Below are 18,808 nucleotides of genomic sequence, written 5' to 3' on the forward strand. Positions count from 1 at the left end.
CACACGCTCCCATTCGCCATGACGGCGAAACCGCCGCGCTGTTACAATGGATAAATGAACAGCGCTTTCGCGACGCCGACCGCCTCCCTTGACGACCCTTTCTACTACCTGACGAACTTCCGCTTCGTTCTGGACTGGGTGGGGGAGCGCCACGCTGACCTGCTTTCGCCAGAAGAGCGTGATTTCCTGGACCAGTTCGACACCCTGCCGCGCGCATCCCAGGCGCTGCTGGTGCGCATGGTGATGCGCAAAGGCGAGCTGTTCCGGGTTAGCAAGCTCCGCTATGCCGAGATCGGCGACAGCGCCACGGCAATGGCGCCTTTGATTGCGCTGGGGTGGGTCGATGATCAGCCTACGCTAGGCATTGACGAGCTGTTCAATCAGCTGCGCCTGGCTGAACTTCGCCACATTTTAGCCGATGAGATACGCGCCGCCGGGCTTAACGCATCGAGTGCCAAAACGGTACTTTATGACACGCTGGCAAGCAGGTTCACTAAAGCGGTTTCTCTTCAGACCTGGTGGCCCACCGCGCCTGACCGGGTGGTGCGTCTCACCGTGATGGATACCTGCGACCGCCTGCGCCTGATGTTCTTTGGCAACCTGCGCCAGGACTGGGCGGAGTTCGTTCTAACCGAGCTTGGCCTGCAGCGGTTTGAAACGGTGCCCTTTACGCCGCAATCCCGTGCTTTCCAGTCGCGCCAGGAAGTCGATACCTACCTGGCGCTCCATTATTTGCGCCAACGTCTTGATGAGGGCGAACTTCCCGCCGAGCTTCACCCTGAAGTGCCGTCGTCGTCGGATAACCGCTGGCTCGCCACGCGGCGCGCACGGCTGCTGTTGCAGCTGGGCCGCGAGGCGGAGCGTAGGGGCGAATCGACGCTCGCGCTGACGCTTTATGGCGATGCTGGCAGTAGTGAAGCGCGCGTTCGGCAACTGCGCGTGCTGGAGCGATTGGGCGAGCACCAGGCGGCGTTTGAGCTGGCCACTCAAGCCGTTGAGAGCAGCCCTAACGAAACCGAACGCCAGGCGCTGGCGCGGATTCTGCCCCGTTTGCGACGGCGGCTTAAACTGCCTGCTGTGCCGAGGGACATTGAGCCGTCCCATGAGCGTTGGGATCTCACACTGCCGGGGCCGCAATGTGTCGAGCGGGCGGTGGCAGAGACCCTGGGCGAGCCGCAAGCGCCGGTCTACTATGTGGAAAACAGTCTGATCACCGGGCTGTTTGGCCTGCTCTGCTGGCCCGCGATATTTGCGCCGTTGCCCGGCGCTTTCTTTCATCCTTTTCATAACGGCCCCGCGGATTTATACCGCGACGATTTCGTGGCGCTGCGGCGTGACGCCTTCGATGCCTGCCTGGCGCGTCTGGAAGACGGCAGCTATTGCGAGGTGATTCAGGCGACCTGGCGGGAGAAATTTGGTCTGGCTTCGCCCTTTGTCCACTGGCCAATTGTCGATGAGGCGCTTGTTGAGCTGGCGCTTGAGTGTATCCCCGCAGAGCATCTGCGCGCCTGTTTCGAACGGCTGCTGGGGGATCTCAAGGCCAACCGCGCCGGGCTGCCGGATCTGGTTCAGTTGATGCCCGATGCCACCGCGGGCACGCCGCGCTACCGGATGATCGAAGTCAAAGGCCCCGGTGACCGGCTGCAGGATAATCAGCGCCGCTGGCTCACTTTCTTTCACCGTCACGCGATCCCCGTCGCGGTATGTTACGTCCGCTGGGCGGATAGCGCCGAGCCAACGCCATGAGCGCGACCTATCGGGTGGCGGTGCGGGCGCTGTGCGATTTCACCGCCCGCGAAGGCGATCTCGACCACCGCTTTACCCCGGCGCCCAGTGCCCAGGAAGGCATGCAAGGGCATACGCTGGTGGCCAGCCGCCGCGGGGCGGACTATATCGCCGAACTGCCGCTGTCAGGCACCTTTGAGGGGCTGACGGTGTCAGGCCGCGCCGATGGTTTTGACCCTGCGGCCAACCGCGTGGAAGAAGTCAAAACCCACCGCGGCAGCCTGGAGCGCATGGCCGATAACCAGCGCGCGCTGCACTGGGCGCAGGTGAAAGTCTACGGCGCGCTGCTCTGCAAAGAGCGCGGCTTGGCGCACATCACCTTGACGCTGGTGTACCTGGAGATCGCCAGTGGCAAGGAGACATTGCTTAACCAGGAGGCGTCCGCTACCGAGTTGCAGGCGTTTTTTACGGCCCAGTGCCAACGCTTTCTCGCCTGGGCGGAGCAGGAGGCCGACCATCGCCAGCGCCGCGACAGCCGCCTGCAAACGCTACGTTTTCCTCACAGCACGTTTCGTCCCGGCCAGCGCGAGCTCGCTGAAGACGTCTATAAAGCCACCGGCACCGGGCGCTGCCTGCTCGTTCAGGCACCCACGGGCATTGGCAAGACCGTGGCAACGCTGTTCCCCATGCTCTCGGCCATGCCGCGTCAGCAACTCGACCGCATCGCCTTTCTGACCATGAAGACCCCCGGCCGCCGTTTGGCGCTGGATGCGCTCGCCACGCTGCGCGCTGGCCAGGGCGAGGAAGCCCAGCCGCTGCGGGTCCTGGAACTGGTGGCCCGGGACAAGGCCTGCGAATACCCTGACCGCGCCTGCCACGGCGAGTCGTGCCCGTTGGCGGCGGGCTTTTACGACCGCCTGCCTGCGGCGCGACAAGCGGCAGTCGAGCAAGCGTGGCTGGATCGCGACGCGCTGCGTGAAGTGGCGCTGGCCCATGACGTGTGCCCCTACTATTTAGGCCAGGAACTGGCGCGCTGGACAGATGTGGTGGTCGGCGACGTTAATCACTGGTTCGACAGCCACGCGCTGCTGCACGGCCTTGCCCAGTCTAACGACTGGCGAACGGGCGTACTGGTCGACGAAGCGCATAACCTGGTGGAGCGCGCCCGCGGCATGTACAGCGCCGAACTCGACCAGCAACGCCTTAAACGGGTGCGCCGTGCCGCGCCGCCAGCGCTTGTCCGGCCTTTGAACCGTTTAGCCCGCCAGTGGCAGGCATTGTTTCAAGATACGATTTGCAAAGACACGTCGCTTAAAGACGCGGGGCGGGAGGCGGTAGGCGAACTGGGTAAGCCAGCCTATCGGCTGCTCACGACGCTGCCTGACAAGCTGGTGGCCGCCGCTCAGCAGGCGGGGGCTTCGGTGACCGATCACCTGGGTGAGCACCCTGAAGACGCCAGTCTGGAACTCCAGGAACTGCTGTTCGAAGCGCTGGCGTTCTGCCGCCTTGCAGAGCGCTTTGGCGAGCACTCGCTGTGTGATCTTACACGCTATGGGCGAGGGCGGGCGGTGCTGGGACTCCGCAACCTGATACCCGCCGATTTTCTGGCCCCGCGCTTTAACGCCGCGCACTCGGTGGTGCTGTTCTCGGCAACGCTCACCCCTGGTCACTACTATCGGGACCTGCTCGGCTTGCCGGAAAAGACCGTCTGGCGCGAAGTGGCATCACCGTTTGCCGCCCGCCAGCTTGAGGTACGCATCCGTCGCGATATTTCCACCCGTTTTCGTGACCGGGACGCCTCCATCGAGCCCATCGTCGCTACCATGGCGCAGCAGTATCAGCGCAGGCCAGGCCATTACCTGGCGTTCTTCAGCAGCTTTGCCTACCTGGCGGCAGCGCTGGCGCGCTTTCGCGAGGCGCACCCGGAGGTGCCCGTGTTCAGCCAAACCCGCGGGATGCCAGAGGCCGAGCGCGAGGCGTTTCTGGCGCGCTTTACCCCCGGTGGAAAAGGTATCGGCTTTGCGGTGTTGGGCGGTGCCTTCGCGGAGGGTATCGACCTGCCCGGCGACCGGCTAATCGGCGCCTTTATTGCGACCCTGGGCCTGCCGCCGTTTAACGACTTCAACGAAGCGCTGAAAGCTCGCCTGGGCGCGCGCTTTGGTCAGGGCGACGACTATACCTACCGCATTCCCGGCATGATCAAAGTGGTGCAGGCCGCTGGCCGGGTGATTCGCAGTCCAGAAGACGAAGGCGTTGTGGTATTAATGGATGATCGTTTCGCGCAAGCTAATGTACGTGCGCTACTACCTTCCTGGTGGGCGGTGGAGACCTTTTCTCAATAACGGCTTTCAATAACGACGATGGTTAGGCAGGCGAACCAATGACGGATCTACTCTGGTACCAGTATGCATTGATCGGGCTAATTTTTGCCTGGAGCGGTTTTGTCAGGACGAGCCTGGGTTTCGGCGGTGCCGTGCTGGCGCTGCCATTTCTGCTGTTGGTGGTGAACGAGCCCCTGGTCTTCCTGCCGATTATTGCCATTCACCTGCTGATTTTCTCCAGTTGGATTGCCTGGCGCGGGCATCGTCAAGTGCAGCAAGAAGGGGGAGCAGGCGCCGCACCGGCGAGTAATATCGATTGGGGCTACCTGGCAAAAGCCTTGAAGATCATGATTATCCCCAAGCTGATCGGCGTGGTGGGGCTGCTGACACTGCCGGCTAACGTGATGACCAGCATCATCTTCGGCATCGTGATCATCTATGCCATTGGCTATGTACTTAACAAGCCGTTCAAGAGCAAGAACAAGGTTGTGGACTATGTGCTGCTGGCACTGGGTGGCTATGTCAGTGGTACCTCGCTGATCGGTGCGCCGCTGATCGTGGCGGTGTTTGCCACGCATGTCGCCAAGGAACAGCTGCGGGATACCCTCTTTGTGCTGTGGTTCATCCTGGTGGTGATCAAGATGGTGTCGTTCGTCATCGCAGGCGTCGACCTTCAGTTGATACACCAACTGTGGCTGCTGCCGTGCGCTTTTATTGGCCATTTGCTCGGCGAGAAGGCCCACCGCTATATGCTCAAGGCAGACACCGGACTGTTCTTTCGTGTGTTGGGCGCGGTGCTGATTCTGGTCAGCGTGGTGGGGTTGATTCACCCGCCGGGGTGACGCGCACACCTCCTTAACAAGAGGCGGTTGTCTATCCCGCACGCCAACAAAAAAACGGCCACTTGCTGTAATAGCGAAGTGGCCGTTTTCATGGAAATCTTTGGTCGGAATAGCAGGATTCGAACCTACGACCTCTGCCTCCCGAAGGCAGCGCTCTACCAAGCTGAGCTATATTCCGATTTCTTGCCGCATGGTGCGACAACGGAGGGGCATAATACGTAGTCAGGCGGTTTTTTTCAAGTCTTGCCAGGGCTGAAAACGCAATTATGTTTGCCGGTCAACCGCCAGGCGAGCGAGCTCTGCCATCGTGTCGCGATAGGGGCTGGGAGGCAGAGCGTCAAGCTGGGCAAGTGCTTTATCGGCCATTTCCTCGGCCCGCGCCCGGGTGTAAGTCAGCGCGCCGGTGGCGTGAACAATGTCGAGTACCGCGTTAAGTTGCTCAAGCCCACCATCGCGGATGACCTGGCGAATCAGCTTGGCCTGCTCGGGCGTGCCTTGTTCCATGGCATGGATCAGCGGCAGGGTCGGTTTGCCTTCGGCCAGGTCGTCGCCGACATTCTTGCCCATGGCCTCGGCGTCGCCCTGGTAATCCAGCAGGTCATCGATCAACTGAAACGCCAATCCCAGATAACGCCCGTAGAGTTGCAGCGCTTGTTCCTGTTCGGGGGTAGCTTCAGCAAGCACCGCGCCGCTGTGGGAAGCGGCTTCGAAGAGCATGGCCGTCTTGCCGAGAATCGTCTCGAAGTAGTCGTCTTCTGAAACACTGGGATTGCCGATATTGGTCAACTGCTGAACTTCGCCTTCGGCGATGACGCAGGTGGCACCGGACAGAATCGCCATGATGCGCATCGAGCCGACGTCGACCATCATCTGAAACGAGCGTGCATAGAGGAAGTCGCCAACCAGGACTGATGGCGCATTGCCCCAGGCGTCGTTGGCGGTTTTCTTGCCCCGGCGCATGTGCGATTCATCGACCACGTCGTCGTGCAGCAGCGTGGAGGTGTGCATGAACTCGATCAGCGTGGCCAGGGGGATATGCTTGTCGCCGGTGTAACCCAGCGAACGTGCCGCCAGCAACGCCAGCAGTGGCCGCAGGCGCTTGCCGCCACTCTCAGTGATGTACTGGCCGATGGTTTCGACCAGCGGCACCTTGGAATTGAGCTGGGCGACGATGGTCCGGTTAACGGCATCGAAGTCATCCGCCACCACGGCGTGCAGCGGTGAGGGCGTGGAGCTGGCAGGCTGGACTGATGAGACGTTAGCGGTCATGGAGTGTTCGTCGCGGCAGATGGAGGCGGCATATGCCGCGTTAAATTGAAGCCATGCTATGGGGCTGTCCGTTAGGCGTCAAGGCGCCTGCGGGTGTGTGATACCCTATCATCTGTAATGGCGCAATAGGCCTTGTAGCAAAACGCAATCATCGTTATAATCCGCGACCCACTCATCATGCTCCCTGTCAGATGGCTGCCAAAAGGGGCGCCACTCGCCGCAGGTCGACAAGAGCGATTTTTGATGAGCGCCGTTTTCGGTGATCAAAGCGGCAATATTGACGTCCGGAGAGAGACATGTACGCAGTTATTAAAAGCGGTGGCAAGCAGTACCGCGTTCAGGAAGGCCAGACCCTCAAGCTTGAAAAGATCGAAGTCGCCACTGGCGAGACGATCGAGTTTGACCAAGTGTTGCTGGTAGCCGACGGTGACGACGTCAATGTCGGTGCACCGCTGGTTGGCGGTGCAAAAGTGTCTGCCGAGGTGGTTTCCCACGGCCGCGGTGATAAGGTGACGATCATCAAGTTCCGTCGCCGCAAGCACAGCATGAAGCGCCAGGGCCACCGCCAGTGGTTTACTGAAGTCAAAATTACCGGAATTTCCGCGTAAGCGGCCAATTCCCTTTCAGGAGGATTTTGCAATGGCACATAAAAAGGCAGCCGGCTCCACGCGTAACGGTCGCGATTCCGAGTCCAAACGCTTAGGTGTGAAACTCTTTGGTGGCCAGGCAGCGAGCGCCGGCAGCATCATCGTTCGTCAGCGCGGCACGCGTTTCCACGCCGGTACCGGCGTTGGCCTGGGTCGCGACCACACGCTCTTCGCTCTTAACGAAGGCTATGTGAAGTTCGAGACCAAGGGTCCGCACAACCGCAAGTTCGTTAGCATCGTTTCCGAGTAAACGGCTAACGCTGCGCTCGCATTTGCGAGAAAAAGCCCCGCCATGGCGGGGCTTTTTTGTCTGTTAACCCCTTTTGCTGAACGCATGAAGCAAAGGTCGGGTGACTATCGGGCGGCGAAAGCGGCCGGGAGAAACCAATGCAGTTCGTCGATGAAGCCTCCATCATTGTTGAGGCGGGAAAAGGCGGCAATGGCTGTCTCAGCTTTCGCCGCGAAAAATACGTGCCCAAAGGCGGCCCTGACGGGGGCGACGGCGGCCACGGCGGCAGCGTTTACCTGATTGGTGACGATGCGCTGAATACGCTGATCGACTTCAAGTACCAGCGTTTCTACAAAGCCGAAAACGGCCAGGGCGGCATGGGCCGCCAGATGAGCGGCAAGGCCGGAGAAGACCTGCACGTCAAAGTGCCGGTGGGGACAACGGTGATCGACGAGGATACCCTTGAAGTGATTGCCGATGTGACCGAGATCGGTCAGGTCGTGCTGGTGGCCGAAGGCGGCCGTCGCGGGTTGGGTAATATCCACTTCAAGTCGTCCACCAACCGTGCCCCCCGGCGAACCACGCCGGGCACCGAGGGGGATCGCCGCAACCTGCGCTTTGAAATGAAAGTCATGGCGGATGTGGGGTTGCTGGGCATGCCCAACGCGGGCAAGTCGACGCTGATTCGTTCGGTATCGGCGGCCAAGCCCAAGGTGGCCAACTATCCGTTTACCACCCTGGTGCCCAACCTGGGCGTGGTAAAGCTGGGCATGCACGAGCACTTCGTCATGGCCGACGTGCCGGGCCTGATCGAAGGCGCGTCCGATGGTGCGGGGCTTGGGCTGCGCTTTTTGAAGCACCTGACCCGTACGCGGCTGCTGTTTCATGTGGTCGACGTGGCGCCGTTCGACGAGTCAGACCCGGTCGAAGCGGCCAAGGCCATCGTTCACGAACTGGGCCAGTTCTCGCCGGCGCTTTCCGAGCGCCCCCGCTGGCTAGTGCTGAACAAGTTCGACCTGCTGCATGAAGAAGAGCGCGAGGCGCGCGCCCAGGCGATTATCGATGCGCTGAACTGGCAGGGACCGGTGTTCCGCATTTCGGCGATCAGCAGCGACGGCACCGACAAGCTGGTGCAGGCAGCCTATCGTTGGCTTACCGAGCAGCAGCGCCTGGAACACGAAGACGAAGAAGCCCATGCCCGGGAGCAGGAAATGCGTCGGCGCATGGAGGAAGAGTCCGTGGCCCGCACCGAAGCGCGACTCGGCCGCAAGCGCAAACGCGACGATGAAGATGACGACGACTTCGACGATGATGATTACGATGTGGACGTCGAATACGCGCCTTGAGGGCTAAAGGCGCAAGGGCGCCAAAAAGGAGGAGAGCGACGTGGCAAGCAATGAGTCGGTGCTGGGTAGAGCGGCGTTGAGCAGGGCTCGCCGCGTCGTGGTCAAGCTGGGCAGCGCGCTGCTGACCAATGACGGTCGTGGCCTGGATGAAGTGGCGATTGGCCGCTGGGTCGATCAAGTGGCGGCCCTGCACCAGCGAGGCATCGAGGTCGTCTTGGTGTCGTCGGGTGCGGTTGCCGCTGGCATGGTGCGGCTGGGCTGGCAGGCACGCCCCAGCGCGGTACACGAACTCCAGGCTGCGGCGGCGGTGGGCCAAAACGGCCTGACCCAGTGTTACGAGCAGCACTTCGCCCGCCACGGTGTGCTGACCGCGCAGATTCTGCTGACCCACGACGACCTTTCCAACCGCAAGCGCTACCTTAACGCGCTATCCGCATTGCGCACCCTGGTGGAAATGCGCGTCGTCCCGGTGGTCAACGAAAACGACACCGTGGTCACCGATGAGATTCGCTTTGGCGATAACGATACCCTGGGCGCCCTGGTCGCCAACTTGCTCGAAGCCGACGCCCTGCTGCTGCTGACTGACCAGGAAGGCCTGTTCGATGCGGATCCCCGCCACGTCCCAGACGCACAGCTGATTGGCGAGGCCCGGGCCGACGACCCGCGCCTGGCGGCCGTTGCCGGTAGCGGCGGGTCGCTGGGGCGGGGCGGCATGACCACCAAGGTGCGCGCCGCTCAATTGGCGGCCCGTTCCGGTGCGGTCACGGTGATCGCCAGTGGTCGGCAGCCCGATGTCATCACCCGGGTCATGGCGGGCGAGGTGCTGGGCACGCTGCTGCGACCGGAGCAAGCCCCCATCGCGGCGCGTAAACGCTGGCTGGCAGGGCAACTCCAGGTGCGTGGCACCCTGGTGCTGGACCCTGGCGCGGTCAAGGTACTGCGCGATAAAGGCTCCAGCCTGCTGGCCGTTGGCGTGCGCACCGTCCAGGGCAGCTTCAAGCGCGGCGATATGGTGGCCTGTGTCGATGAACAGGGCACGACCGTGGCGAAAGGATTAGTCAACTACGGTGCCGATGAGGCCCGCCAGCTAGCGGGCAAGCCAAGCCATCAAATTGAAGCCATCCTTGGCTACGTGGAGGCTCACGAGTTGATTCACCGGGATAATCTGGTGGTGGTTTAATTCGCTTGCAAACGCGGTGGTAAAGGCACCTGGCGCGGCCAGTTGTCGGGCACGATAAACAGCCGCTCGCAGCGCTGGGTCGAGGGCAGGTATATCATGACCTGCTGCGGCTGATGCCGGGCCATCGCCAATAGCGGCATCAGTGATTGTGACGCTGGTTTGAAGGCGTCAAACGTTGGCGGCGCCAACCAATGCGGTTTTTCGAGCCAGGCCACCAGAAGATCAGCGGGGAGCGTAGAGGCAAACGCTGGCCAATCGCTAACGTGGCACCAGCGTCCTCTGCGGTGTGCAACGGTTGCACCCTCCGGCGATGGCATGGGCGCGTGCCATTGATAAAACAGCACGCCCGGCATGGCCATCCGCTGGGTTAGCTGCCCGCCAAGGTCCGCCTCTACAGGGCCTGTATCCCGAGGGGCCAGCCAGTGGCCGAGTGTTTCCAGCGCGGGTATTGTGGAAGACAGTGGCAACTGATGGCGCTGCAAATGGCGGTATTTCAGTGCCAGGCTATCCAGACCGCCGGGGCCTATCCAGCGGTTCTGGCTGGTGGCGTCGCCAGGCCCTTCGGGCAAGCCCAGATAAAACTTGATCGCCACTTCCAGGTGCACCGGTGCTGGGTAAACCCGTCTGCGGTAGAGCATGTCCAGCTCGCCCAAGGTAATGCGCTTGCGGGTAATCCGCACGTTATGGGCCAGCAGGCGCGTATTGGGCGCGCGGTCCAGCAGCCAGTGCCATAGCTGTTCGTGATAGTGCCCCATTCGGCTAGCTTGACGACCATTGCGGGCCAGCGCCGGTATCGCCAAGCCATTCAGCCAGGTTTCCAGGGCGCCAGTTAACCCCAGCTCGGCCTGACTGGGGCGGCCTGAAAATGGGCTGGATGGCGGGAACGCCACGATATCCGGTGTCACGACCAGCCAGGCGAGATCACGCAATAAGGCGTCTTGATGTGTCGACGCCACACCTTCCAGGTAACCGGGCGGCTTCAAGCGTTGTTCTCCGGCCCGCGTAGTCTGGCGGTCAGGCAATGGCTGATCATGGTGGAATTCCCAGGGCATGGGGGGGTTATAAAGCGTAATGACGACGGCTTTTGGTAACACGCTTACCGCTGATATGGAAGAGGCCGTCTCTGCAGGCGCATGATCAGGGATTGATAGGGGCGGGTGGCAGTAACGCAAACGGGCTCCCCCTGGGAGCCCGTAAAACGACATGGTTAAAGATCAGTCGCGATCCATCTGGGTAATATCGTAGGAGCCCTGGCGCACACTGATTTCCAGTTCACGGCCGTTTTCGTCGCGCCCTTCAATCTCGATAACGCCGCTTTCGTCGATATCCATATCTTCAAACTCGACCATGCCTTCCTGGCTGGCAACGTCCAGCGCCTGGCGAATATCGTCTTCGTCCATGCCCCAGGCGCCGGTAATCAACCGCTCGCGTTTTTCTTCCTGGGTTTCGCCGTCATCGATTGAAAAGCTGACGTCGGCGTACCACTCATCGTCCAGCCAGCCTTCGACTTCTGCGCGGCCACGGCTCTTGATGCTGATCTCTTCGAAATGCTTGAAGCCGTAATCGTTGGCATGGGTCAGTACGTCGTCAATCCGGTCCATCGCCAGAGAATCTGCCTGGGCAGTGCCCACTGCAGCCGTAAGCAGTAACGCCGAGGTCGGGATAATCAGCATTTTTTTCATCGTATTCATGGTTAATTCCTTCTTTCCATTCGAGGTGGTAAACGGCATTCGGCGAATGCGACAGTGACGTTATACCCCCGCTATGCTTTCCTTAAGCTGACAAAGCGGTTCATCTAGCGTTCATGTTGACTTTGGCATGCTATGGCAATGAAACACCTCCTCTCCTTCCTGGCAACGCGGCAATGCCGTGATACCCCGCCTGCTCTGCGTCGCATGATGCTGGGGGGAATGATGGTGCTTGGTCTGGTCGCGGGGCAGGCATCTTCTGATTCTTCGTGGGAGACCCTGCACGGCGAGGTCAGCGAGGGTGAGGTGGTGTCGCTGGAAACCATTCTCGACTGGCTGGAGGCTCATTATATCGGCGAGGTACTGGAAGTTGAGGTCGAGCGTGAAGGTAGCTACATCGAGTATGAAATCAAGCTGCTTGGTCCGCAAAACCAGGTGGTAGAGTTTGAATTTGATGGTCAGACCGGGCAGCTTATGGAGATGGAAGGCGTCAGGATCAACGACATGCGCCGCACGGAATAGAAGGCAGAAACAGTGGTGACCCGATGAAGTGTTTGTTGGTAGAGGATGACCAGGCGTTAGCCCGCGAACTGGGCCAGGCACTACGCGATGGTGACTGGCTGGTGGAGCATGCGTTCAACGGCCAGGAGGCCGATTTTCTGGTGCGCACCGAAGCGTACGACAGCTTGATTCTGGACGTTGGACTGCCCGACGGTGACGGCATTCGTTGGCTGGCGGCATGGCGGGAAGACGGCGTTGATCTGCCGGTGCTGATTTTAACCGCGCGTGAACGGTGGGCCGATAAAGCGGCCGGTTTTTCCGCTGGCGCTGACGACTATGTCACCAAGCCGTTTGAATCCGCTGAGGTCTTGTTTCGCCTGCGCGCGCTGGTACGCCGCAGCCATGGGCATGCGCATCCGGTGCTCAGGGTGGGAGAGTTAAGCCTGGATACCCATACCCAGCACGTGGCGTTAGCGGGGCGCCCCGTGTCGCTGACCGCCCAGGAAACGCGACTGTTGAGCTATTTGATGCACGCCGCGCCCCGGGTGGTGAGCCGCACCGAGCTGTCCGAACACGTCTATGACCGTGACCATGAACCCGATTCCAACGTCATCGATGTGCAGGTCAGCCGCTTACGCCGCAAGTTGGGCGCATGGCGTATTGTCACCCAGCGCGGCCAGGGCTACCGCCTGTTGGCCGAGCAGTCGGCGGCGGGATGATGCCCTGGCCATATTGGCAAGGCCGCTTTGCGCGTCGCTCAATCGCCAGCCGTCTGTTAGTAGCGACTCTGGTGATCGTCATCGTTGGGCTACCGGTGGCGGGGTCCTTGCTGTCCCACCACTACCGTGAGTCGGCGACGCAAGCCTTCGATGATCGTCTGGAAGCCTTGCTCAATGTGGTCATCGCCGGGGTCGCCTTCGACCGTGTCGAGCAGCGCCTGGTCTTTGATCGTGATCTGGGTGATCCGCGTTTCGATCAGGTTTACTCCGGCTGGTATTGGCAGATGACCGATGGCCAGCAGCACACGCTCACCTCGCGCTCGCTATGGGATCAGCGTCTGCCAACCCATGACGGCAATACCCTCATCGCACGAACCGTTAGCGGTCCCCGGGCAAGCTCGCTGCGCCTGGTCGAGCGCGATATCCAACTGGCACCGCTGGAGCAGCCGCTGCATATCAGCGTTGCGGCTGAAGATCAGGCGTTGATGAACAATGTGCGCCAGTTTCAGCAGTGGTTATGGGGCGGTTTGATCGGTCTGGGCGGGTTGCTGTTGGCGGTGCTGGCGCTACAGATCCGCTGGGGGCTGGCCCCATTGCGGCGCATGCGGGCCAATTTGCGCGAGGTGGAAAACGGCGAGGCGCAGCAGCTGGATACCCGGCTGCCCGATGAACTGGCCAGCCTGGCCACCACCATGAACGCCGTACTGGCCCGCGACCAACGCTTGATAGAACGTGGCCGCCATGCCGCTGGCAATCTGGCCCACGCGCTGAAGACGCCGCTCAGCGTGATGCGTTTGCTGGCCCGTCAGGCACCGGCCGAGCAGCAGAGCGCCTGGGAGGCGGAGCTGACACGTATCGACAACGCCGTGCGCCACCATCTGGCACGCGCCTCGGCGGCCGGCGAGGGCGGCAGGGTAGCGCCCATAGCGCTCAACGAAGCCCTGGCGCCGCTGGTAAGCGGACTGGCAAGGCTGGCCCAGCGCCGCGGTATCCATCTTCAGCATACCCTGCAACGCGATATGCAAGCGCACATGGATACCCAGGACGCCCAGGAGATCGTCGGCAATATTCTGGATAACGCCCTGCGTTGGGCCAAGGGCGAGGTCACCCTGACCCTGGAGGCACGGGGCGAACACCTCCAGCTGTGTGTCAGCGACGATGGCCCCGGGATGTCCGCTGCTGATTGCCAATCAGCGCTTCAGCGGGGCAAGCGGCTGGATGAGAAACGTTCGGGCAGCGGTTTGGGGCTCGCCATCGTTGCCGACCTTGTCGCCCTGTATCGCGGCGATATGCAGCTTGAGCGGGCCACCTTGGGTGGGTTGGCGGTCACCATAACGCTGCCCGTTGTTGTGGTGCCCCGCCCGGATAGCCGCTGAAAACGCATTACGAACACCGAACAGGCAAGGAGCGATCAATGAGCCACCCCGCGGCAGCCCTCCCGGATGTATTGGTTGGCCCCATTCTGCGCCGTATCACCCCTTCTCGGTGGGTGATGTGGTGCCTGACGTCGCGGCCGCTCACCATGTCCCTGGTGTTGCATCCCGGAGAGCCGCAAGCGCAGACGTATCCGCTCGCGGCTTACCAGCAATGCCTGCCGGTCGGGCAACATGCGTTTATCCATTTGATCGACGTGCCCTTGGCGAGCCCTTTGCCCCGTGATGAGCGCATTGCCTATGACCTGAAAGTGCAGCAACGCGATGGCGGTTACCAGTCACTTCCCGAATGGGCGCCGTGGTTATGCTACGACGACCAGGACTATCCGGGTTGTGTGATCGCCTCGCGGCATCATCGCCTGATGCACGGCTCCTGCCGCAAGCCCCACCATGATAGCGCCGACGGCCTGGTGCGTGCCGACCAGTGGTTGGGCGAGCGTCAGGCGGCGCCAGGTGAATGGCCCGCGTGGTTGCTGATGACCGGCGACCAGGTGTATGTGGATGACGTGGCAGGGCCGATGCTGCGGGCGATTCATGCCCTGACGGAACGCCTAGGACTGGTCGACGAGTATCTGGAAGGGGCGACCATCAGCGACAGCCAGGCGCTCTATGCGTCCCCAGACAGCTACTACCAGCGCAGCCAGTTGCTACCGGATACCACCAGCAACGTGGCGCTACGCGAACGCTTTTTTGGCGGCGTGAAAAAGCCCGTCTTTACCTCGGCCAATGCGCAGAATCACCTGATGACGCTGGGCGAAATGCTGGCCATGTATTGCCTGGTGTGGTCGCCCGTGGCATGGCAGGTCATCGCGCCCACTCAGCCACCACTGGGTGACAAGGACGCCGCGCTCTATCAGCAGGAGCAGGCCGTGATTGAGGCGTTTGTGGCGGGGTTGCCCCAATGTGCGCGCGCCATGGCGCATTTACCCAGCCTGATGATCTTCGACGACCACGATGTAACCGACGACTGGAACCTGACCGCCGAGTGGGAGCGCAGTGCCTATGGCCACCCGTTCTCGAAGCAGATTATCGGCAACGCGCTGATCGCTTACCTGCTTTGTCAGGGATGGGGCAACGCGCCGGAAAACCTCAACCCGCTGGTTGACGAGGCCGCGGCGATGCTCGAGTCGGTGGATAGTAACGGCTATCTCGCCAACGTGGCCCAGGATGGGCTGATTGACCGCCTGCTGGCATTCCAGGGCTGGGCGTTTCAGGTCGCCGGCGAACCGCCATTGATCGTGCTGGACACCCGTACGCGCCGCTGGCGTAACGAGCGACACCCGCAACGCCCTTCCGGCTTGATGGACTGGGAGGCGCTGATCGAAATGCAGCAAGCGTTGATCGGGGCGCCCAGCGCGGTGATCATTTCTCCCGCGCCGATGTTCGGCGTCAAGCTGATCGAAGGCATCCAGAAGCTGTTTACCCTGGCTGGCAAACCGCTGATGGTCGACGCCGAAAACTGGATGGCGCATCGCGGGGCCGCAAACGTGCTGCTACAGATTTGGCAGCATTCCAAAACCCCCGGCAACTACGTGATTCTATCCGGGGATGTACACTACTCCTTTGCCTACGACATCGTGGTGCGTCACCGCAAACAGGCGCCTAGGCTATGGCAGATCACCTCCAGCGGGGTCAAAAATACCTTTCCCGATTCGCTGCTGGACACCTTCGACCGGCTCAATCGCTGGCTGTATGCCCCCTGGTCGCCGCTCAACTGGTTTACCAAACGCCGTAAACTGAGTGTTCACCCCCGGGACCCCGACCGTGCAAGTGCTGGCGAACGGCTTTGGAATGCCAGCGGTATCGGGCTGGTGACCCTCGACGAACACGGCTGCCCGATCGACATTCGCCAGCTGGACGCCAGTGGCGGGGAGGCCTGCTTCCCGCCGCCCGATATACCGGCGGCGGGTTAGGGATTATAGCGTCTGTCATCATTTCGTCACGGTATTGGCCCACGCTTAGCGGATGGACAAAAACGCTAGGGATAACCGATTGTTATTTAATGTGACGAACAGGCAATGACCGCACAAGAAGCGCAGTGGCTTAACCGCATCATTCATACAGAAGACCTGCAGGTTCTTTTCCAGCCCATTGTGGATGCCAGCCAGCAAGCCATCTATGGGTACGAGGCATTGGTCCGTGGGCCTCGCAATTCTCCCCTTTATTCGCCGCTGCGCTTGTTTGAAGTCGCCACTCAGGCTGGGCTGCTGGTTGAGTTGGACCTGCTTTGCCGTCGCCTGGCAATCTGTCGCTTTGCAGAACTTCAGCTACCTGGCCTGCTATTTCTGAACGTCATGCCGCTCACCATTCTGGAACGTGATTTTCGCGAAGGCTTGACGCTAGGCTTCATTCGCGAAAGCGGCCTTCCTCCAGAACGTGTCGTGATCGAGCTGACAGAGCATGTGCCCATTCATGATTACCAGTTGATGCGCCAGGCCGTGGATCACTATCGCCAGATGGGCTTTCAGGTGGCCTTGGACGATCTCGGCGCGGGCCACTCAAGCCTGCGCCACTGGTCGGAACTGCGCCCGGACTTTGTCAAACTGGATCGCCACTTTATTTCGGGGATTGACCAGGAGCCTGCCAAGCGCGAGTTTCTGCGTTCCATTCTGGATGTCGCGCGTAGCCTGGACTGCCAATTGATTGCGGAGGGCGTTGAAACCGCCGCCGAGCACCTGTGTCTGTGGGAGCTTGATCGTGGCCTGGCCCTGCTTCAAGGGTTTTATTTTTCCAGGCCCAGCACGGAGCCACCGCTGCAACTGCATATGCGGCTGCCTGCCGCCAAACCGCTGGCAAGCAACGCCGGACGAACGGCCCGTTCGATCTGTCAGGTGATTGACGCGGTCACCCCCAACTGCGCTGTTCTCACGCTGGCCGAGCGCTTTCGACAGCAGACGAGCCTTCGCTGTGTGGCGGTGGTCGATGACGGCCAGCCAGTGGCCGTGGTACGCCGTAATGCGTTTTTAACCTTGTTTACTAACCCCTACAGCCATGCGCTGTATGCCAAGCGTTGCGTGCTGGATGTCGCCGACAACAAGTCATTGATCACCAATGCCAGTACGCCGCTGGAAATATTGAGTCAGCAACTTACGGATAGCCGCGATATCGAGCAGGAAGACTTTGTCATTGTCGACGAAAACAGCCACTACCTGGGCATGGGCAATATTGTCGACCTGTTGCGTGAAATTACCGCCATCCAGGTTCGCCAGGCGCGCCATGCCAACCCGCTTACCGGCTTGCCGGGCAATATCCTGATCAATGAAACCCTGGGGCGCTACCTGAATGCCGGTGAGGGAGTGGCCGCTGCCTATGTCGACCTGGACAATTTCAAGGCCTTTAACGACGCCTACGGCTATGCCCGAGGCGATCATATGATCATTTCGTTATCCCGGCTGCTGGAGGCCCAGGCGGATAGCGTCGGTGGCTTTATCGGCCATATCGGCGGGGATGATTTCATGCTGCTGCTGCCGTTGGCGCATTGGGAAAAAGCGTGCCAGCAGATCCTGCATCATATGGAATTGATGGCCCCGGGGTTTTATGAAGAGGACGACCGTAAGCGTGGTGGAATCCACATTGAGAACCGGCAGGGGACAACCAGCTTTTTCCCGTTCGTCAGCGTCTCGATTGCTGTCAAGCCGATTCCTCCCGCTGCCGACTGTAAGGCCCTGGATGTCGCTGCCGAGCTTTCGGAGTTAAAAAAACAGGCCAAAAAAATCCCTGGCAACAGCCTGTTTGTGGAGCGTCGCACAGCCCCAAAGCTGCCAGCTTGAAAGCGTCGTGACACATCACGTTCGTCAAAACGTCACGAAGGGGTCATCTAAATGTCCCGCCCCTGTCATCTGAGAGCGTCAGTATCGTTGTGTCTTCTAATAACACATCAGGTGATCCATGCAGATGTTATCTCTTCCTCGTACCCTCATCAGCGCCGCCGTTGCCAGTGCCTTTGCCTTCTCCGCCGTGGCGGTTCAGGCTGATCTTTCCAGCCGCTACCAGGATACGGACGGCGATCTGATCGCGGATGTACCCAGCGATGAGTCCCAGTGGGTTGACCCGGATACGCTGGTGTTTGCCTACACGCCGGTGGAAGACCCCGCAGTTTATGCCGATGTCTGGTCTGACTTTCTTGATCACTTGAGCGAGGCGACGGGCAAAGAGGTACAGTTTTTCCCGGTGCAGTCCAACGCTGCCCAGCAGGAAGCCATGCGCGCGGGCCGTTTGCACGTCGCCGGTTTCAACACCGGTGGCGTGCCAGTGGCGGTCAACTGCGGCGGTTTCCGTCCCTTTGCCATGATGGCCGCCGAGGACGGTAGCTTCGGCTATGAAATGGAAATTATCACCTACCCGGGCAGCGGCATTGAGTCCGTTGAAGACCTGCAGGGCCGCCAGCTGGCATTCACCTCCGAGACCTCCAACTCGGGCTTCCGCGCGCCTTCAGCGTTGCTGCGTTCTGAGTACGGCATGGAAGCGGGGGAAGATTTTGAGACAGCGTTCTCGGGTTCACACGACAATTCAGTCTTGGGCGTGGTCAACGAAGACTACGAAGCGGCGGCCATCGCCAACTCGGTAGCGCGTCGGATGCTGTCGCGTGGCGTTGTGGAAGAAGGTGATTACGAGGTCATCTATACCTCGCAAACGTTCCCGACCACCGCCTACGGCACGGCCCATAACCTGGCACCCGAGCTGGCGGAGGATATCCAGGACGCCTTCTTCAGCTACGACTGGGAGGGCACCGCTCTGGAAGAAGAATTCTCCAACTCCGGCGAAGCCCAGTTTATCCCCATCACCTATCAGGATAACTGGGAGGTGATTCGCACCATCGCCGATGCCAATGGGGTGACCTACGACTGCGACTGATCGCGGGATAGAGGTTGTTAACCGGCCAGGAAGGCTCGCCTTTCTGGCCGTTTC

Annotated in this window: 16 protein-coding genes and 1 tRNA gene; 13 read left to right on the forward strand and 4 right to left on the reverse strand. The window is 60.8% G+C overall.

All coding sequences use genetic code 11. From position 1 onward, the window contains the following. Window positions 1-54 precede the first annotated feature (54 nt). From NH395_RS14065 to NH395_RS14075, 3 genes are read left to right on the forward strand one after another with little or no spacing between them, the layout of a single operon-like run. Window positions 55-1,746 carry a VRR-NUC domain-containing protein gene (locus NH395_RS14065; RefSeq protein WP_253025714.1) on the forward strand — a complete coding sequence of 564 codons (1,692 nt, stop codon included), beginning with the start codon at window positions 55-57 and terminating at the stop codon, window positions 1,744-1,746. Further along, window positions 1,743-4,067: an ATP-dependent DNA helicase gene (locus NH395_RS14070; RefSeq protein ID WP_253025724.1), complete on the forward strand. Its 2,325-nt coding sequence runs from the start codon at window positions 1,743-1,745 to the stop codon at window positions 4,065-4,067. Before NH395_RS14065 ends, NH395_RS14070 begins: the two co-directional genes overlap by 4 nt. A gap of 38 nt (window positions 4,068-4,105) precedes the next feature. Continuing rightward, on the forward strand, window positions 4,106-4,888 hold the full coding sequence (locus NH395_RS14075; RefSeq protein WP_253025726.1) for a sulfite exporter TauE/SafE family protein: 783 nt from the start codon (window positions 4,106-4,108) through the stop codon (window positions 4,886-4,888). Window positions 4,889-4,989: 101 nt separating this feature from the next. On the opposite strand, the gene NH395_RS14080 is transcribed toward NH395_RS14075, so the two are convergent. Together NH395_RS14080 and ispB are read right to left on the reverse strand one after the other, a co-directional pair. Next, window positions 4,990-5,066: transfer RNA gene (locus NH395_RS14080), tRNA-Pro, on the reverse strand. A gap of 86 nt (window positions 5,067-5,152) precedes the next feature. Further along, entirely contained in the window at window positions 5,153-6,157 is a 1,005-nt protein-coding gene (gene ispB, locus NH395_RS14085; protein WP_253025728.1) for an octaprenyl diphosphate synthase, read from the reverse strand. Window positions 6,158-6,453: 296 nt separating this feature from the next. On the opposite strand from ispB, the gene rplU reads away from it, so the two are divergent. The 4 genes from rplU to proB all read left to right on the forward strand — a co-directional run bounded on the left by rplU (window position 6,454) and on the right by proB (window position 9,559). Further along, window positions 6,454-6,765 (forward strand): 50S ribosomal protein L21, encoded by a 312-nt coding sequence (rplU, locus tag NH395_RS14090; protein WP_027337601.1) that lies wholly within the window; start codon window positions 6,454-6,456, stop codon window positions 6,763-6,765. A gap of 31 nt (window positions 6,766-6,796) precedes the next feature. Then, window positions 6,797-7,054, forward strand: a complete 258-nt coding sequence (gene rpmA / locus NH395_RS14095; RefSeq protein ID WP_066316237.1) for a 50S ribosomal protein L27 — start codon at window positions 6,797-6,799, stop codon at window positions 7,052-7,054. 137 nt (window positions 7,055-7,191) lie between these two features. After that, complete coding sequence (gene cgtA, locus NH395_RS14100; RefSeq protein ID WP_066316227.1) at window positions 7,192-8,379, forward strand: Obg family GTPase CgtA; 1,188 nt, start codon at window positions 7,192-7,194, stop codon at window positions 8,377-8,379. Window positions 8,380-8,419: 40 nt separating this feature from the next. After that, a complete protein-coding gene (proB, locus tag NH395_RS14105) occupies window positions 8,420-9,559 on the forward strand; it encodes a glutamate 5-kinase (RefSeq protein WP_066316224.1) in 1,140 nt (379 codons plus the stop codon). Here proB and NH395_RS14110 read toward each other — a convergent pair. Continuing rightward, window positions 9,556-10,653 carry a DUF1853 family protein gene (locus NH395_RS14110; protein WP_253025730.1) on the reverse strand — a complete coding sequence of 366 codons (1,098 nt, stop codon included), beginning with the start codon at window positions 10,651-10,653 and terminating at the stop codon, window positions 9,556-9,558. The genes proB and NH395_RS14110 overlap by 4 nt on opposite strands. A 120-nt stretch (window positions 10,654-10,773) precedes the next feature. Continuing rightward, window positions 10,774-11,250, reverse strand: a complete 477-nt coding sequence (locus tag NH395_RS14115; protein WP_253025732.1) for a PepSY domain-containing protein — start codon at window positions 11,248-11,250, stop codon at window positions 10,774-10,776. Between the two features lie 138 nt (window positions 11,251-11,388). Between NH395_RS14115 and NH395_RS14120 the strand changes: the two genes are divergently transcribed. The 6 genes from NH395_RS14120 to phnD all read left to right on the forward strand — a co-directional run bounded on the left by NH395_RS14120 (window position 11,389) and on the right by phnD (window position 18,754). Beyond that, entirely contained in the window at window positions 11,389-11,769 is a 381-nt protein-coding gene (locus NH395_RS14120) for a hypothetical protein (protein ID WP_253025734.1), read from the forward strand. Window positions 11,770-11,792: 23 nt separating this feature from the next. Continuing rightward, complete coding sequence (locus tag NH395_RS14125) at window positions 11,793-12,467, forward strand: response regulator transcription factor (RefSeq protein ID WP_253025736.1); 675 nt, start codon at window positions 11,793-11,795, stop codon at window positions 12,465-12,467. Further along, window positions 12,464-13,843, forward strand: coding sequence for a HAMP domain-containing sensor histidine kinase (locus tag NH395_RS14130; RefSeq protein WP_253025737.1), 1,380 nt, complete (start codon window positions 12,464-12,466; stop codon window positions 13,841-13,843). The genes NH395_RS14125 and NH395_RS14130 overlap by 4 nt, the downstream gene beginning before the upstream one ends. A 38-nt stretch (window positions 13,844-13,881) precedes the next feature. Then, window positions 13,882-15,813 (forward strand): alkaline phosphatase family protein, encoded by a 1,932-nt coding sequence (locus tag NH395_RS14135; RefSeq protein WP_253025738.1) that lies wholly within the window; start codon window positions 13,882-13,884, stop codon window positions 15,811-15,813. 105 nt (window positions 15,814-15,918) lie between these two features. Beyond that, complete coding sequence (locus NH395_RS14140) at window positions 15,919-17,670, forward strand: bifunctional diguanylate cyclase/phosphodiesterase (protein ID WP_253025739.1); 1,752 nt, start codon at window positions 15,919-15,921, stop codon at window positions 17,668-17,670. A gap of 118 nt (window positions 17,671-17,788) precedes the next feature. Then, entirely contained in the window at window positions 17,789-18,754 is a 966-nt protein-coding gene (phnD, locus tag NH395_RS14145) for a phosphate/phosphite/phosphonate ABC transporter substrate-binding protein (protein WP_253025740.1), read from the forward strand. The last annotated feature ends 54 nt before the right edge of the window (window positions 18,755-18,808 follow it).

This window comes from Halomonas sp. Mc5H-6 (assembly GCF_024124705.1).
In the GTDB taxonomy this organism is placed as follows: domain Bacteria; phylum Pseudomonadota; class Gammaproteobacteria; order Pseudomonadales; family Halomonadaceae; genus Vreelandella; species Vreelandella subterranea.

Bases quoted from the DNA above. Each gene is read 5' to 3' on its own strand.
- NH395_RS14120 (WP_253025734.1), top strand. From the start codon at position 11,389: ATGAAACACCTCCTCTCCTTCCTGGCAACGCGGCAATGCCGTGATACC.
- rpmA (WP_066316237.1), top strand. From the start codon at position 6,797: ATGGCACATAAAAAGGCAGCCGGCTCCACGCGTAACGGTCGCGATTCC.
- rplU (WP_027337601.1), top strand. From the start codon at position 6,454: ATGTACGCAGTTATTAAAAGCGGTGGCAAGCAGTACCGCGTTCAGGAA.
- NH395_RS14065 (WP_253025714.1), top strand. From the start codon at position 55: ATGAACAGCGCTTTCGCGACGCCGACCGCCTCCCTTGACGACCCTTTC.
- NH395_RS14130 (WP_253025737.1), top strand. From the start codon at position 12,464: ATGATGCCCTGGCCATATTGGCAAGGCCGCTTTGCGCGTCGCTCAATC.
- cgtA (WP_066316227.1), top strand. From the start codon at position 7,192: ATGCAGTTCGTCGATGAAGCCTCCATCATTGTTGAGGCGGGAAAAGGC.
- NH395_RS14135 (WP_253025738.1), top strand. From the start codon at position 13,882: ATGAGCCACCCCGCGGCAGCCCTCCCGGATGTATTGGTTGGCCCCATT.
- NH395_RS14075 (WP_253025726.1), top strand. From the start codon at position 4,106: ATGACGGATCTACTCTGGTACCAGTATGCATTGATCGGGCTAATTTTT.
- NH395_RS14140 (WP_253025739.1), top strand. From the start codon at position 15,919: ATGACCGCACAAGAAGCGCAGTGGCTTAACCGCATCATTCATACAGAA.
- NH395_RS14070 (WP_253025724.1), top strand. From the start codon at position 1,743: ATGAGCGCGACCTATCGGGTGGCGGTGCGGGCGCTGTGCGATTTCACC.
- NH395_RS14115 (WP_253025732.1), bottom strand. From the start codon at position 11,250: ATGAATACGATGAAAAAAATGCTGATTATCCCGACCTCGGCGTTACTG.
- phnD (WP_253025740.1), top strand. From the start codon at position 17,789: ATGCAGATGTTATCTCTTCCTCGTACCCTCATCAGCGCCGCCGTTGCC.
- ispB (WP_253025728.1), bottom strand. From the start codon at position 6,157: ATGACCGCTAACGTCTCATCAGTCCAGCCTGCCAGCTCCACGCCCTCA.
- NH395_RS14125 (WP_253025736.1), top strand. From the start codon at position 11,793: ATGAAGTGTTTGTTGGTAGAGGATGACCAGGCGTTAGCCCGCGAACTG.